Origin of the sequence: Pseudoalteromonas sp. PS5 (assembly GCF_004103255.1) — a bacterium.
In the GTDB taxonomy this organism is placed as follows: Bacteria; Pseudomonadota; Gammaproteobacteria; order Enterobacterales; family Alteromonadaceae; genus Pseudoalteromonas; species Pseudoalteromonas peptidolytica.
Genome location: NZ_RCSQ01000096.1, coordinates 11,161 through 27,903, shown reverse-complemented (window position 1 = coordinate 27,903; position 16,743 = coordinate 11,161). Strand labels below are relative to the sequence as shown.

Sequence of the window (16,743 nt, the reverse complement as noted above, 5' to 3'; positions counted from 1 at the left end):
GTGCCTTTTAATCTGCACTACTGCGCTGAGGATGAGCTTGAAGCTATGATGGCTAAGGTATCCGCGACGCCATTTGATTTACGCCAAGGACCAGTATTTCGTGCTGATGTCTTTATGCTAGATAGCGAGGATTTAGCACTACTTATCAATGTACATCACGCCATGGCGGATGGCTGGTCCTTGGCCATTATTGCTGATGAATTACGACAGGCCTATCGTGCTTATTGTGACCAGCAAACACCAGAGTTGCCGGTACTAAGCTGTCAGTATGGTGATTTTGCTCAGTGGCAAAGATCACATTTTGATGATCATGCGTTTACCGCACAGCTGGATTACTGGCGTGATACATTGGCCGATGCTCCCGATCTGCAATTATATACCGACAGACCTCGCACGCAGACCCGCAGTGAAGCTGGAGCGACGTATAGCTGCCTATTGCCGCAATCGCTGGTGACAACATTGAATAGCTATGAACGCCAAGGTTATTCCGGCTTTATGGTGATGATGGCGACCTTTGCCACTGTGTTGAGACGTTACTCCGGCCAAGATGACATTGTTATTGGTACTCCAGTGGCGGGCCGAGCGACGACGCAACTTGAGCAATTAGTGGGTTTCTTCGTCAATATGCTGCCACTGCGCTTGCAATTCGATGCGCAGCAGAGCTTCGAGCAACTGCTGGTTCTTGTACAACGTCAATTGGCAGCGGCGATGGCGAATCAACAAGTTCCATTTGAGCGCATTGTGCAAGAGGTCGTAAAGGTTAGAGATACTAGCCGCACGCCTGTATTCCAAGCGGTACTGTCCTATCAAGACTTAGCCTATGACGGCTTGGAGCTTGATGGTCTTGAGGTAAGCGCCATCGACCCACAATTGGACGTAGCTAAGTACGACTTGCTGCTCAATGTTACGCCTCAATCTGAGGGGACATGGCTGACAATGGAATATAGCAGTGCCTTATTCGATGAAAGCACAATTGCTGACATGATGTCTAACTTTACCGCGATACTAGCGCGCATGTTGGCGCAGCCAACGGCACAGCTTGATAGCTTACCACTACTTAGTGATGAGGTGGCGAGTAAGGTGTGTGAGCTTTACCAGCGACCGCGTCAGGACTTTATGTGCGATGAAACGACCCATGCCCGATTCGAACGGATCGCTGCGCAATATCCGCAACACATTGCGATTGTGTGTGAAGGACAATCAATCCGCTATCAAATGCTCAATCAACACGCTAACCGTATTGCTTGGCAGTTAATTGAACGAGGCGTTACGGCGGGGAGTTTAGTGGGTGTCTGTGTAGATCGCTCAATTAATATGCTGATTGCAATCTTAGGTGTGATGAAGGCCGGTGGTGCTTATGTGCCGCTAGACCCAACTCATCCGCAGCAGCGTATTGATTATATTGTTAATGACGCTGACCTTACGTTGGTGATTGGTGATACTCAGTACAGCGGGCAATTTAGCACGGTCGAGTATCTCGATACGGCAATGACCATGATGTCTAGCCACAACAGCGATAACCCGCCGGTGCGTTGTCAACCTGAGGATTTAACCTATGTAATTTATACCTCAGGTTCTACCGGGACGCCTAAGGGCGTGTTACTAGAGCACCGCAATGTGGTGCGTCTGTTTGATGCGACCGCTACACGGATCCCAATTACTGAAAACGATGTGTGGAGTCTGTTCTCATCATGCACTTTTGATTTCTCGGTATGGGAGATCTGGGGGGCATTATTACATGGTGGTAAATTGGTGGTGGTGCCTTATGAAACAACACGCAACAGCGAAGCGTTCCATCAACTGTTGTGTGAGCAAGGCGTCACTCAGTTAAGTCAAACTCCATCGGCATTTTTACAAGTGGTTCGAGAAAACCTACAAAGTAGTCAGCAACTGCCAGTGCGCCGCGTGGTACTTGGGGGGGAGGAAATCGATTTTACGGCGCTTCGGGGCTGGTTTGAGCGTTATCAAGATGAAATTGAAATTATCAATATGTACGGGATCACCGAGATCACTGTACATGCAACCCACCGCCGTATTCAAGCTAGTGATGTACTTGAGCAGACAGCCACTGCCAGCTTAATTGGTGATGGTATCGCTGATCTTGATATTTTGATTTTAGATGAACATCAACACCTAGTTCCTGTGGGCGTAGCAGGAGAGATCTATGTTGCAGGTGCTGGTCTGGCTCGTGGGTATCTCAACTTACCAGAGCAAACCGCAGATCGCTTTATTACAGTCAATGGAGATCGCCTCTACCGCTCGGGTGATTTGGCACGGGTAACGGTTGATGGCGATTTAGAATATCTCGGCCGTTGCGATAACCAAGTGAAAATTCGTGGTTTTAGAATTGAGCTTGGTGAAATCGAAGCCTTGCTAAGTGACATGTCAGGCGTCGATGAAGCGTTGGTCATGGCGCACAAAGAGCCTCAGGGAGGTACTGCTTTGGTGGCGTATATCATGGACAGTCAAGGTCGTGCGAGTGAACAGCAACTTCGAGCCGCGTTACAACAGCGTCTTCCTGAATATATGGTGCCTGCTTATTTTGTGATGATGGAAGCTTTCCCTCTGACTGCCAACGGTAAGGTCGACCGCCGTGCATTGCCTGAACCTAAGGCTGCATTGCAAGCTCGAGTGGGCGAATTGCCACAAACCAATTCTGAGCAGTTTGTCGCCCAAGTATTTGCTGAATTACTCGACTTAGAAGTGGTTTACCGAGACGACAACTTCTTTGAAATTGGTGGACACTCACTGTTAGCAACTCGTGTCATATCGCGCTTACAAAAGCAGTTCAATTACAAAATTGCCATGCGTGACTTTTTCCAAATGGCAACCGTTCGCGAACTGGCTGCTTTGGTTGGTCCTGACGAACCGCTTACGCAAGAAAAAACCGAGTTGGCAGAGTTACCTCAGGTGGAGCGTAAAGCCGCGACTTTGATGCAGCAAAGCTTTTGGATTGCACAGAGTTTGCTAGGTGATAAGAGTGCTTACAACATGCCGCTGGCGTTATTGATTGATGGAACCTATGACCTTGCTCGTATCGAGCACGCGGTTACTGCGCTTTGGCAGGGTCACAAAGCCTTACGTGTGTATCTAAAACAAGACACCCAAGGTCTTTGGCAGCATGCTCGTGAAGCGACCGCGCCTGCGCCCTTTGAAGTCATCAATTTAGGGCCAAATGAATCATTAATCGAACATGCGCAACAACTTGGTGCAGAACCCTTTAGCTTTGATGGAGATACGTTATTTAAAGTGGTATTGCTGACCAAAGGTGCGCAGGCGTGCTTACAGTTTGTCGTCTCGCATTTAATCGCCGATGGTTGGTCACTGACCATTTTAGCTGAAGAGTTTATGGCTTTATACCAAGCCAAAAACACAACCATGATCAGTGGCTCAGACTACTGGCAGTATCAGGCATTGCCGCAAACGCAGCTTGAAGAAGGCTTAGACTGGTGGCGAGGTCATTTGGCTGCTGCACCGCAAAGTCACCAATTGTCGCTACAAATGGAGCGAGAGTTGAGCCGTCAACAAGGCGCAAGACGAGAGGTGGTATTAACTCAGGATGTCACTGACGATTTGACCCAACTGGCACAATCTCAAGGCATGTCTAGCTTTATGTTACTGCTGGCAGCTTGGCAGTTGGTACAGCATAAATTCACCGGAGAAACGGACTTAGTGACAGGTTTCCCTGTGTCGGGACGAGATGACGTGGCGTTTGAGCGCACGGTTGGTTTGTTTGTGAATACGTTACCACTGCGCGGTCAGTTGGATCCTCAGCAGACGCTCCAGCAATTCTTGTCACAGGTACGTGATAGTGCATTTGATGCGCTAGATCATCAAACCATACCACTGAGCCAAATTGTTGAAGCTGTTGCGCCCAACCGCTTAGCTGGGATGAATCCACTGTTTCAGATCACTTTCTCGTTGCACAACTTGCCTTCGGATTCGGTCACATTAGACGGGTTAACTATCACTCCAGTTGAAAGTGAACCTGAGAGTGTAAAACTCGACTTATGCTGGTTTGTTCAGCATAGCGACGACGGCATGGTGATCCAACTTGAGTATGATGTTGATTTGTTTGAAGCCGGACTGATTGATAGCTTAATTGGTAGCTATGAATATGCCTTAACGCAACTGTCGAGTTGGTTAGCAATGCCTATCAATGAGCTAAGTGTAGTTTCTCCTAAGCAACAGCAAAAACTTAGTCATTGGAGTCAAGTTGATGGTCAGTGGCCGCAAACCGCTACCTTACACGGAGAGTTTGAACGCCGCGCAGAAGCTTATCCCGATGCCGTTGCTGTTGAGGTGTTAAATGGCACTTCGCTGACATATTGCATGCTCGACGAAAAGGCCAATGGCTTAGCACGTGTTCTATTAGCTAGAGGCGTGCAAGTAGGTTCGAGGGTGGCGCTGTGCCTGCCGCGTAATGAACTCAGTGTGATTGCTGCCCTTGCTGTGTTGAAAGCGGGTGCCGCTTACATTGGGTTAGACCCTGAGTTACCAGCCGAACGTAGAGATTATATTTTATCAGACAGTGATGCTGACTTGTTGCTGTGTACCCAAGAAACTGCTCAGTCAGTGCAAGGGGAATACTTATTTTTGGATGACTTTGAGCATATTATCGCGTCTATAGAGCGGACAAACCCTCAAATCAAGGTTCGTTGCGATCAACTGGCTTATGTGATCTATACCTCGGGTACTACTGGGCGTCCTAAAGGCACATTGTTACAGCATAGTGCAGTCATGGGCTTTGCCCGTAATTCAGATAATTTACTGGATATTCAAGTGGGTACTCGGGTGTTGCAATTTGCTTCCATCGCCTTCGACTCTGCCGTATTAGAGTTTTGGGCGGCGTTAATGAATGGTGCAACTTTACTGTTAGCAGACAAAATGGCTGTTATGCCGGGCATTGCTTTGGCCCAAACCCTTGAAACCATGCAGGTAAATTTTGCCATCCTATTCCCATCGGTATTAGCCAATACTCCTGTTCATGCGTATCCAGCACTGCACACCATTTTAACGGCAGGTGAAGCGCCTTCCTATGCACTGTTGCAATCTTGGAGTGCACCAACGCGCCGCATTATTAATGCCTACGGCCCGAGTGAAACGGGGGTAGGTGTGTCATTGGGGGATTTTGATATTAGTCGCAATCGCAAACCGCACATGGGGGTCCCACGCCCAGGCAGTAAGTTGTTTGTATTGGATGACCAATTACAACCAGTGCCACCTGGGGCTGTTGGTACGCTATACATCGGCGGTCCATGTGTGGGGTTAGGTTATTGGCGCAAGCCAGACGTGACAGACGCGCGGTTTACCACGCATCCAAGCCATGGCCGTTTGTATAACTCTGGCGACCTCGTGCGCTATGACGGCGACGGTAACTTGGTGTTTATTGGCCGCGCCGATAATCAGATAAAGCTGCGTGGTCACCGTGTTGAGCTTGAAGAAGTTGAGGCGGTACTGTGCAACTTTGCCGAAGTAAGCCAAGCCGCGGTGGTGCCGCAGTACGAAGGCGAAACCGTCACAGCACTCGCTGCATATATTGTAACCACAGCTCCAGCCGCACAAGTCAAAGCGCAATTGCAATCACTAGTACCGAGTTACATGGTGCCTCAGTTGTGGTGTGAACTTGCAGCTTTACCCACCGACGTCAACGGTAAGATCAAGCGCTCAGCCTTACCCGCTGCTGAGGTGGTGAGTTCTGGCCCAAGGCAACAAGCGAGTGGTCAGGTACAACAAACCTTAATGACACTCTGGCAGGAAATTTTGGGTCATAGCGACTTTGGAGTAACCGACAATTTCTTTGATGTTGGAGGCCAATCGATTCTCGCCACGCGATTACAAGCGGCGATAAATCAAGCATTCGAAAAAGAAGTTGAATTATTGGCTTTATTCAAACACACCACAATTTCGGCACAAGCCAGCTGCTTAAGTGATGAGACAGTTGCAGCTAAGCCCAAGCTAGGTAGTCAAGCTGGTAATAAACGACGCCAAGCGCGTCAACGTCAACGTAGAGGGAAAGAAACATGCTAAGCGAACCAACAACAATAACTGAGCTGGCAGAAGAATTGGAAGACAGCATTGCCATCATAGGTATGGCTGGACGTTTTCCTAAAGCTGAAAATATCGACGCCTTTTGGCAAACCTTATGTGCAGGTCAAAGTGGCATGACAGTGCATCAACTGAGTGCAGAAGAGCAAGCGCAATTGCCAAAGGATTGGGTGCCAGTAACACTGAATTTAGAGGGCGCCGCTGACTTTGATGCTAATTTATATAATTTGTCGGCTCGTGAAGCGGCCATGATTGACCCGCAACAACGTTGCTTTTTGGAAGTGTGCCAAACCGCTATAGAACACGCCGGATATGCACCGAGCCAAGTCGACGGCAAGGTTGGCGTATTTGCGGGAGTCAGTCCAAGCCAATACTTTATTGAAAATGTGATCCATCATGTCGACAGTCACAACGCCATGAGCTTGTTTTCTGGTAGCTTGCCAGACCAACTAGCAACTCGCGTAGCGTGGCATTTAAACCTCCGGGGGCCAGCAATGACGCTGGCAACGGCCTGCTCAACTTCGCTTACCGCTTTGTCTGTGGCAGTGCAACACCTTGAAAGCTTCCATTGTGATATGGCGCTGGTGGGGGGCAGTTCGCTTCAGTTAGGAGATGAAAAGGGCTACCAATACATAGAAGGCGCTATCTTTTCGGAAGATGGAATTTGCCGACCATTTGATGAAAAAGCGTCAGGTACTTTGACCGGCAGTGGCGTTGCTGCGGTGGTGCTCAAACGCACCAAAGAGGCCCTTGAAGATGGCGACAACATTATCGCGGTGATCCGCTCCACAGCGCTAAATAATGATGGCAATGAGAAGGTCGGTTATACCGCGCCCAGCGAAAATGCACAGGCAGAATTGGTAATTGAAGCCATGACTGCCGCGGATTTACCCGTTGAGCAAGTTAAATTTGTAGAAGCACATGGAACAGCCACCAAGTTGGGGGATCCAATTGAACTCAATGCTTTGAGTCGCGCCTATGAAGAGCTTGGTGCGACGGCGCAGCAAACCTATGTGGGGTCGCTAAAAACGAATTATGGCCACTTGGATGCGGCTGCGGGGATCGCGGGAGTCATCAAAGCGGCACTGGTATTGGATAAAGGCGTTATTCCACCGATGCCACATTTTGAACAGCCCAATCCTGCCTTTGCAATGCAGGCCAGTCCACTGAGAGTAAACCAGCAAGCGGTTGCGTTAAATCAGCAAGAAACGCTATTGGCGGGAGTTAGCTCGTTTGGTATTGGTGGCACCAATGCTCACGTGGTGCTGCAGAATATGCCTGCTAAAACGCAAGCAACAGCGCAGCTTAATCCGTGGAGTTTTGTACCATTGAGCGCAAAATCAACGAAATCGTTGAGCGATTATAACCAAGCCATTTTGGCGGAAGCTGAGCGCCGAGGCAATCTGTCTCGAGATTGCGTAAAAACCATGGTACATGGTCGCGAGCGTTATCCGCTGAGGCGTGCAGTGTTATTGCATCAAGGCGAAGTGTACGGACAGGTTGGTGAGCATCAAGCGCAACATCAAGCCAAAGTGGCGTTTATCTTCCCTGGGCAAGGAACCCAATTTGTACAAATGGGGATGGCGTTATATCGCAGTGAGCCTGAATATCGTCGTCACTTAGACCAAGTCGCAGCCTATGCGTTAAATCGCGGTGTAGACATTATTCAGCTATTACACAGTGATGACGCTCAGCTGGCCATCACCAAAAACACTCAGCCAGTATTGTTTGCTGTGGAATACAGTTTAGCTAAGCTGCTGGCTTATTATGGTATTCAAGCAGATGCTTATCTTGGGCATAGCTTAGGAGAGTGGGTCGCGGCTTGTCTTAGTGGGTTATTGTCGCTAGAAGATGCCCTTGGTGCCGTTATTGAACGGGCGAGATTAATGGATAGCATGCCCACAGGAGCGATGCTAAGTGTCTCGAAAAGTTGGCAAAGTATAGCTGATTTGATGCCAAACGGTATTGAATTAGCCGTTGAAAACAGTCACGACACATGTGTTATTGCGGGCAGTTTTGAGGCAATTCAGGAAGCCGAGTTAATCCTATCTGAAGAAGGGCTGTCACCAAAACGCCTAAAGACTTCTCATGCTTATCACAGTCAACAAATGGCTCCCATGTTAAGTGAATTTGAGCGTTATTTGACGAAACTTAAGTTTACTCAACCTAGTACGCCTTGGATTTCAAATAGAAGCGGCGAGTGGGTCGATTTTGTAAAAGCTGCAACGCCCCAGTATTGGAGTGAGCATGTAAGGCATACAGTGAAGTTCGCTGATGGTTTAGCCTTGCTAAAATCACAGCAGTATATTTGCGTAGAAGTAGGTCCTGGGCAGCTGTTCACACAGTTATTGAAGCGACAAGATTATCATTATGGCGTGGCAACCATTGGCAATGCAAAACAGCTTGGTCATGAACAGCAGTCGTTGCTGCGAGCGATAGCTCAACTATGGACGTGCGGGGTTGAACCTAATTGGGACGCCATGTTGGGAGAAGGCGCTTATCAACGTCAAGTAATGCCAACCTATCCGTTTGAGCGTAAAACCTATTGGTGGGGAGAAAAACGCTTAAGCCACACGGAAGTTGCTGCTTCTGTCACGCCAGAGTCTGAACCTCAAGCCCATGGACTCAGCCCTGAAGCACAGATCCTAAGTGTCTTTTCATCCTACTTTGACCGTGATGACCTTACCGTGGAGGACGACTACTTTAGTCTGGGTGGTGACTCTCTACTGTTGGTGAGTGTGTTGAAAGACATCAACAGTAAACTCGGTACCAGCTTAACACTCGATCAGTTCTTGCAAGCTCCTACGGCCAGTCAATTGAGTCAATTTGTTACCTCGCAATCTGAGCAAAAGAATGGAACTGAACTCGCGCTCACTCTGAGTGAAACACTGCAACCTAATAATACCGATGTTCAGGTTGACGCTGCTTTGATCACTGGGTGTACTGGGTTTTGGGGGATCCACCTGCTGCAGCAATTGCTAGATTCGAGTGATAGTACTTTATATTGCTTAGTCCGAGCTGAAGACGAAAGTGCCGCAAGGCAAAGGTTGTATCAAACTGCTCGGCATTATGGATTGCCGCTACAGATCGCCAGCTCGCGGATCAAGGTCATCATCGGTGATATCTGTGAGCCTTTATTTGGTCTGCCGTCAGAGGCGTTTGAGGCATTAGGCCAGCAAGTGAGCAAAATATACCATCTGGCAGCTTCAGTTAACCATTTCTATGGTGTTGAGTCATTGCGTGCTGCAAATATTGATAGCGTAACAACTTGCTTGCAATTGGCCGCACAAGGGCCGAAAAAGCGGCTTATTTTCGCCTCTTCCATTTCAGTCTACTCTAACACGGCTTATGTGGGCGAAACGCAAGTTACCGAGCAACCTGAACTGTTAACTGGCGAATTTAGTTCTGGATATGGGCACAGCAAGTGGGCGGCAGAGCAGCTGATCTGGCAGGCCAAAGCACGTGGATTTGATACGCTTGTCTTGCGAGCAGGTAACATTACCGGTCCTCAAGAAAGCGGACAATGCAATGAAAAAGATGCGATTTGGGCACTGGTAAAAGGTTGTATTCAAGTGTCGGCTTATCCTCGTTCAGCGGCAGGATTATATGTTGACATGTTACCGGTTGACCAAGCTTGCGCTATCACTCATACATTGGCCGAACATGCACCTGTAGGCTCGGTATATCATTTAGTACCACATAATTTATTGACCTTCCACGACCTAGCCGAGCAAGCCAGATCATTAGGTTATCCACTGCAAATTCTCGATGACACACTTTGGGCGAAACGGGTAACCCAGATGCTGACAGAAGCGCAGCAGCGTCCGCTATATCGTATGTTGCAGGCGCAAGAGGGGGAAGCAGAGGTCAATAAGCAGCTTCGTTTTAATAACGACTTGCTCTGTGAAACGTTACAAAAGGAGCATCACAGTCTACCAGAAATTAGCGCAGGTACGGTAAACCGTTACATCCAAAGACTGATGGAACGTGGATTTTTACCCTGTGTAACTGAACTTAACAATCAAGAAAAAAGTGCAGCAGTACTGACTGAGGAAGAATAATGGGCGAGCAAAAAAGCACCACAAAAAAGCAAGGATTAGGTAGAGACTTTTGGATTTACCGATTGGGACAAAGCCTATCATTAGTTGGTGATGCCGTGGGCATGCTGGCGTTAGGTTGGTGGATCCTAGAAAAAACCGGATCGGCTGCTGTGATGGGTACAATGTTGGCCATTCCTATGGCGATAGGGGTTGTCCTAACCCCACTATTTGGTCCCATCGGAGACCGTTACAGTCGTAAGCATGTGATTGCCTTGAGTGACATCATTCGCGCGATAGTGTTTGTCGCTTTGGCGGCCTGTGTGATGTTTGACCACTTTGATAAAGCACTGTTAGTTGCCTTGTTCACTGTGAACACCACCGCTGGGGCGCTCTTTAGCAGCTCGTCTCGCAGTATTGTTGCTCAGCTAGTCGATAAAGCGTTACTCAAAGAGGCCATCAATAAAACAGAGGGTATCAACGCGATGGCGGGGATCGTTGGTGGCCTGCTCGGTGGTGCATTAGTATCTGTGTTTGGTGTGATGGTGGCGTTTTGGGTCAATACGGCGACTTTCTTGGTGGCGATGATTTGCTCATTGCTGATCCGCGCTAACACAAAAGCCAGCGAGAGTAGTGGTGTGATGGGAGTGAAAACTTGGTGGAATGCAGTATTAGAGGGATTCAGAGTGGTTTTTCAAGTACGCATACTGCTTGGTTTGTCATTGATTGTCATGTTTATCAATTTCACCGTTGCGCCATTGGAAGTACTGGTTCCTTACCTTGTGAAAGAAGTGGAGCAATTGCCTGCTTGGTACGTAGGTTTGCTTGAATCAGGACTGGCAATCGGCAGTATTTTAGGTGTGGTGTTGTTCGGTTTTATTGCCCAAAAAGTGTCGTTAGACCGCATCATGCTTTTTGCATTTCTACTCCTTGGTGTATGTATCGGCTCCATGGCATTTAACATTCACATTTACCAAGTACTTGTTTCATTGACGCTAATTGGTTTGGCAACCGTATGGGCAAACGTAGTTCTGTCTTCGCAAGTGATGGCTTCCGTGCCAGATATTTTGCGTTCAAGAATTGGTGCAACACTTGGATTTATGGGTAAAGGGATTGAGCCTGTCAGCATGTCTGCGGTCGGGATAAGTGTAGATAAAGTGGGCTTTTCAACTACATTATTGGTGTTAGGAGCTGTTGCATTAGTGGTTGCACCTTGCCTGTATTTATTGCCGCATTTTAAAACCTTTATGCGCCTAGAAGCCGAACAGGCGGGTGACTTTTTAAAAACCAGCTATCCCGCATTGGATAAAGCCGTTAAAGCAGGAGGTATCTAATGTTATCAGTACGTCGTCAAACTCAGCTTAATCACCTCATTGCTGCTCAGTTTGTAAGCCATGAAGGAATACAGTACCAAGAGCTTGGAAACGGGGACATTCACGTTGCGTATGAAGTGACATCGCCACAACAGCCCGCAATGGTGGTTAAGTTTAGAAAGCGCTTTCCATATGGCGAAGTAGAGAGCCATTCAGCGTCGCTGATTGCCGGAGAATATAAAGGCACGCAATTGTTTTACCAAGCGCTTGCAGGTAGTGAGTTGGCAGTCCCTCAGCAATATCAAAGTGGCCAGTTAGATGGTCAATTTTGGGTCATAGAGTCAAAATTAGAACAGGCAGTGGCCTTTGCCGATTTTACTTCTGAGCAAGCTCATCAGGCAGGTTGCACGTTGGCGAGAGCTTTACTCAGTGCTTATAAAAAGCCAGCGCCTTGTGACGGTATGGGCAAGTTACTTTTGACCACTGAAGGCGGTTTGAAGGGCCAAAATGAAACCGCACAACAGCTTCAATACCAATTTGAAAAACGACGCTTTATCAATCTTATTAAAGAAATAAGCATAGAAACAGAAGCGACGGCATTAATTGACGCGCTAACGCTGAGTTATGAGCTGCAATCGTTACATGAATGGCCACTTACATTGGTAAATGAAGATATTCATCCAGAAAACTTGGTATTGCAGCACAATGGACAACTTGCGGTAATGGACCCGCAAGTATCTATCGATTCAGGACTGCGATTTTTAGCGCACTTTTGGCTTAACTGTGTATACTTTTGGCCGCTCCTTCTAGGCGGCAACATGACACAGCACGATGAGCGAGCTTGGGTCACGAACTTAGCGCCATTAGGGGAAGGGTTTTTGCAAACCTGCATCACCCAACATGTACCAAAAACTGCGTTTTATGCTGAGGCGTTCTTACGTCAGTTATATCTTTTATGGCGTCACCAAGAGTATGCCTGTGGTCGTTCGGAGCAAGGTTCCGACACCGTACTTGGTTCAGTTCACGAGGCTAGCGCTCGGATCCCTGCGTTACTTAATCAATTACAAGCGCTGTCGGTATTACTGCTGGAGGCGCACCATGAATAAGCTGAAAACGGTTGCCTTGTCAGGTGCAATTTTGGTTTTTGGTGTGGTCGCTTTTGTTGGACTAAGCGCCCAAGATGAGCCGGATGTCATTGAACCACAGCAACAGCTGCCCGTCGTAAGTGCCATCACAGTGCAAGAAGTGGAAGCACCGATCACCCTAACGACTCGAGGTCGAGTTGAACCTTTGTATCACACTCAGCTGGCGGCGGAGGTGAGTGGTCGGATCGAAGAAGTGGCTACCGAATTTAACGACGGCGACTTGGTCAGTAATCAAGGCCCGTTACTCCGTATTGAACAGCACAGTTATCATGCCGCACTGTTAAAAGCAAAAGCTGAACTTAGCCGCACTCAAGCTGAGTACACTTTGATCGAAGCGCAAGCCAAGGTCGCAGAGCAAGAATGGCAAGGTGTCACAGATCAAACACCTTCCGATCTTGCGCTTTATAAGCCACAACTAGCCAGAGAGCTGGCAAACATTGAAGCTGCTAAGGCGGACTTGCTGATTGCCCAAAGAGACTTAAACAAAACGGTGATTAGAGCACCATTTAATGCCGTTGTAGCCACGCGCTCGGTGGGACTGGGTCAATACGTCGAACAAGGAGAGGTGTTAGGGCAGTTAATGAGCACAGATATCGCACAGATCCGACTACCACTAAGTGTTGCTCAGCTAAAGCGCGCACCATCACTCATTGGAAAGCGAGTTGAACTTACTTCATCGCTGAGTAAAAAACGCTATGGCGAAATTGTACGTATTGAAAACACCACGGGTGAACATGCGGTAAATCACGTGGTTGTCCGTGTTATGGATCCGTTAGCCTTACATTCAGACCTAGATGCGCTGCGATTTGGTGATTATGTAATAGCAAAGGTAGAGCTTGAGCAGAGTGTCCGTCACACAGCGATCCCAGCTAAATTTTTACGTCAAGGCAGCGCGTGGGTTGTAGATGGCGAGGGCCGCTTACACCACAGGCAATTAACCGTTAAAAGCTTTTATGAAGATCAGGCATTAATTTCGGCTGGGTTGGAAGCGGGTGATCGCTTGATAGTGACTCCACTGCAAAACCCAGTTGCTGGGATGCAAGTTGAAGTCAGACACATCTCATCAGGTGAACAGTGGGTACAGACGGCTACACCGAACAAGGAGATGCAGTGATGCTTCGTAACGTGATTGCTTGGTTTATTAAAAACCCTATCGCCGTCAATTTACTGATGTTGTTTTTATTGATTGGCGGTGTGTTATCGTTTTTGTCTATTAATAAGCAGTTATTGCCACTTGAGCCCAATCAGCAAATTGAGGTCATCGTTGAGTATCCAGGAGCATCGGCTGCTGAAGTAAAAATTGGGGTGACCGAAAAAATAGAGAATGCACTGCAAGGGTTACCTGAGGTGCGCCGTATGGTGGGGCTCAGCAACAAGGAGTTGGCCCGAGTTCGTTTGACCTTGAGTGACGATAGTGATGCGCAACAATTGTTAGCCCGTGTGAAGCGTGAAATTGACGCGTTATCAACACTCCCCGTCGGCATTGAACGTCCTGTGATTGAATATATACCGCCACGCCATACTGTAATGTTTCTAGCCTTGTACGGCAGTGCAGATCAAAAAAATCTAAAAATGGCGGCAGCCAAGCTACAACGGGAACTCTTACTGTTACCTGAGGTGCAATATGTTGATCATGACAGTGGTCGCGATTTTGAGGTCAGTATTGAAGTAGACCCTGATGCACTGAGGCGTTATGGCCTAACCATGACGCAATTGAGCGAACGGATCAATGCTTACTCAATAAACCAAACGGGTGGTTTTATCCGAAATGAGCAAGGTGAAATCACTGTGCGAATGGAGAATCAGGCATACCGCTCAGGTGAATTTGCGACGATCCCAGTACTTACTTTATCCAACGGTGCTACGGTACTGCTTGGGGAAGTTGCCACTGTAAACGACACCTTGGCGGATGGGGCTTTCTTTTCAAGCTTTGATGGTAAACCGGCTCGTATTTTCCAAATCAGTGCCGCCCCTGAGCAAGATATCGCGGTCGTATCAGAGGCGGTTGAACGCTATCTAGCTACGCATTCAGCGTCATTAGAAGCTGGCTTAACGGCGACCGCTTGGCTCGACTTTAATTACTATGTTGAAGGGCGCTTGGACATGATGATGGAAAACCTGTTTGCAGGTGCTTTGTTAGTTTTTGTGGTTCTGAGTTTATTTTTACGTCCTCGTATTGCCATGTGGGTAATGGCTGGGATCCCCATTAGCTATCTTGGCACTATGATGCTGCTGCCCATGGAAAGTGTATCGGTAACGCTTAATTTAATGAGCATGTTTGGCTTTATTTTGGTGCTGGGTATCGTAGTAGACGACGCCATCGTGGTGTCAGAAAGTGTCTATCATGAGTGTGAGCGTACAGGCTATCAACAAGCCAGCGTAATAAAAGGAGTTGAAAAAGTGTCAGTCGCGACGGTATTTGGCGTACTCACCACAGTTACTGCATTTTTACCGCTGCTGTTTGTAGAAGGGGAATCAAGAGAGTTATTTCGCAGTATTGGGTTTGTTGTGGTGTTCGCGATGTTGTTTTCAATCATCGAATCTAAATTGATCTTACCGGCTCACCTTGCTGCGATAGGCCCAAAGAAGCGGGTGACTCCTGTGCTAGATAAACTACGCAACACCATTGCGCTTGGTATGCAGTCGTTTATTCGTGGCGTATATGAACCTGTGCTGCGAACTTTGCTACCAAAACGTTGGCCAGTAGTCAGTGCATTTTTTGCGTTATTTATGGTTGCAATGGGTATGCTCTCAGGTGGTCATGTAAAGTGGATTGGAGATGCCCGTGTTCCTCATGATTTCCCTTCAATTCAACTTCGGATGGAAAGTACAGCCTCTGAAGCCATGACGGTAGAGGCGATACGAGCTTTTGAACAAAGCGTGTTAGATGTTGATAAATCGCTGGCTTCACAATATGGCCAAGGTATGGTTGCCCACACTGCGGTGATCCTTGATGGTCCGCAAAATGCGGAGTTATACGTTAAGTTGGTAGATGATGAGGCGAGAAAATTAGACACTTTTGCATTGGCAAAGCTTTGGAGGCAAGCGCTTCCTAACATGCCAGGGTTAAAAGAGTATCGGATCCAAGAAACACTAGATGGTGACCCTGAATCGCGAGATATTCAGATCAATGTAGTGGGGGAAGTCCCTTTACAAGTTGATGCTGCCGCTAAGCAACTAGAGCAAAAGCTAAACGCCTTGTCTGCGGTTTATGATGTGACAAACAGTCAGAGCAACATGGATATAGAGGTTCGGTTAGCATTAAATGAAATGGGACAGAACCTAGGTCTCACACCAGAGATGTTGATGTCTCAGGTTACCACAGCAATTTATGGTATTGAGGTACAGCGAGTACTAAGAGATAGCTTTGAAGTCAAGGTGATGCTCAAGTATCCGCAAGACTATCGTGCTCAACTACATCAGCTCGATAACATATATATTCACCTAGATGATGGGACTGAATTGTTGTTTACGGACGTAGCCACCTATCAGTTGATCCAAGCGCCCACAGAAATTCGCTCCGATAATGGTAGACAAAATGTTGTCTTAATGGCGTCAGTGGACCCGCTGCTTGCGGACCCTGATGATATCTCTGATTTGTTAGAGCAGAGCATTCTCGCTGAGCTATCAGCTGAGTTTCCAGGGCTGACATTTAACCTAAACGGTGAGCTCAAAGAGCAACAAGGCAGAATGTCTCGTCAAGCGGTGCTATTCCTATTATCGCTTTTTGGTATTTACGCATTATTGGCCATTCCACTGCGCTCCTACAAAAAGCCTCTACTGATTTTGAGTGTCTTGCCATTTTGCTTCGTTGGTGCCGTATTTGGGCATTGGATAATGGGACTAGGTATGAGCGTGATGTCGCTATTTGGCGTGATTGCAGCACTTGGTGTCGCGGTCAATGATGCCTTAATTTTGTTGGTGGCCCATTCAAAACCGGGTAGTCGCATTGTGCAAGTGGCTAGTCAGCGTTTTATGGCCATTACCTTAACGTCGTTGACGACATTTATCGGCCTATTGCCGTTAATGTTTGAGACAGATTTACAAGCACACATGGTGATCCCAATGGCGGTGTCTTTAGCATTTGGGGTGATAGCCAGTTCTTTTGCAACATTATTTATGTTGCCTGTACTACTAAAAAGCGCGGCAGTAAAACACAATAAATCGACTATCGCTGCTGCAAATTTTGACTTGGGTTAA

Annotated in this window: 6 protein-coding genes (1 of these 6 only partly in view); all 6 read left to right on the top strand. The window is 47.6% G+C overall.

The features are described from left to right. Tightly spaced (each overlapping or abutting the next), the 6 genes in view from D9603_RS13160 to D9603_RS13140 form a layout consistent with a single transcriptional unit that may run on beyond the window. On the top strand, nucleotides 1-6,030 hold the final stretch of the coding sequence (locus D9603_RS13160; protein WP_128731653.1) for a non-ribosomal peptide synthase/polyketide synthase. Its footprint begins 15,132 nt before the window's first position; only the last 6,030 of its 21,162 coding nucleotides appear in the window; its start codon lies off the left edge, out of view; the stop codon is at nucleotides 6,028-6,030. Continuing rightward, nucleotides 6,024-10,109 carry a type I polyketide synthase gene (locus D9603_RS13155; protein WP_128731652.1) on the top strand — a complete coding sequence of 1,362 codons (4,086 nt, stop codon included), beginning with the start codon at nucleotides 6,024-6,026 and terminating at the stop codon, nucleotides 10,107-10,109. The genes D9603_RS13160 and D9603_RS13155 overlap by 7 nt, the downstream gene beginning before the upstream one ends. Next, the gene (locus tag D9603_RS13150) at nucleotides 10,109-11,419 is read left to right on the top strand and encodes an MFS transporter (protein ID WP_128731651.1); all 1,311 of its coding nucleotides are present in this window, start codon (nucleotides 10,109-10,111) and stop codon (nucleotides 11,417-11,419) included. Before D9603_RS13155 ends, D9603_RS13150 begins: the two co-directional genes overlap by 1 nt. Beyond that, a complete protein-coding gene (locus D9603_RS21660; RefSeq protein ID WP_161972744.1) occupies nucleotides 11,419-12,504 on the top strand; it encodes a hypothetical protein in 1,086 nt (361 codons plus the stop codon). The genes D9603_RS13150 and D9603_RS21660 overlap by 1 nt, the downstream gene beginning before the upstream one ends. Then, a complete protein-coding gene (locus D9603_RS13145; protein ID WP_161972743.1) occupies nucleotides 12,497-13,657 on the top strand; it encodes an efflux RND transporter periplasmic adaptor subunit in 1,161 nt (386 codons plus the stop codon). The genes D9603_RS21660 and D9603_RS13145 overlap by 8 nt, the downstream gene beginning before the upstream one ends. Beyond that, nucleotides 13,618-16,743: an efflux RND transporter permease subunit gene (locus D9603_RS13140; RefSeq protein ID WP_128731649.1), complete on the top strand. Its 3,126-nt coding sequence runs from the start codon at nucleotides 13,618-13,620 to the stop codon at nucleotides 16,741-16,743. Before D9603_RS13145 ends, D9603_RS13140 begins: the two co-directional genes overlap by 40 nt.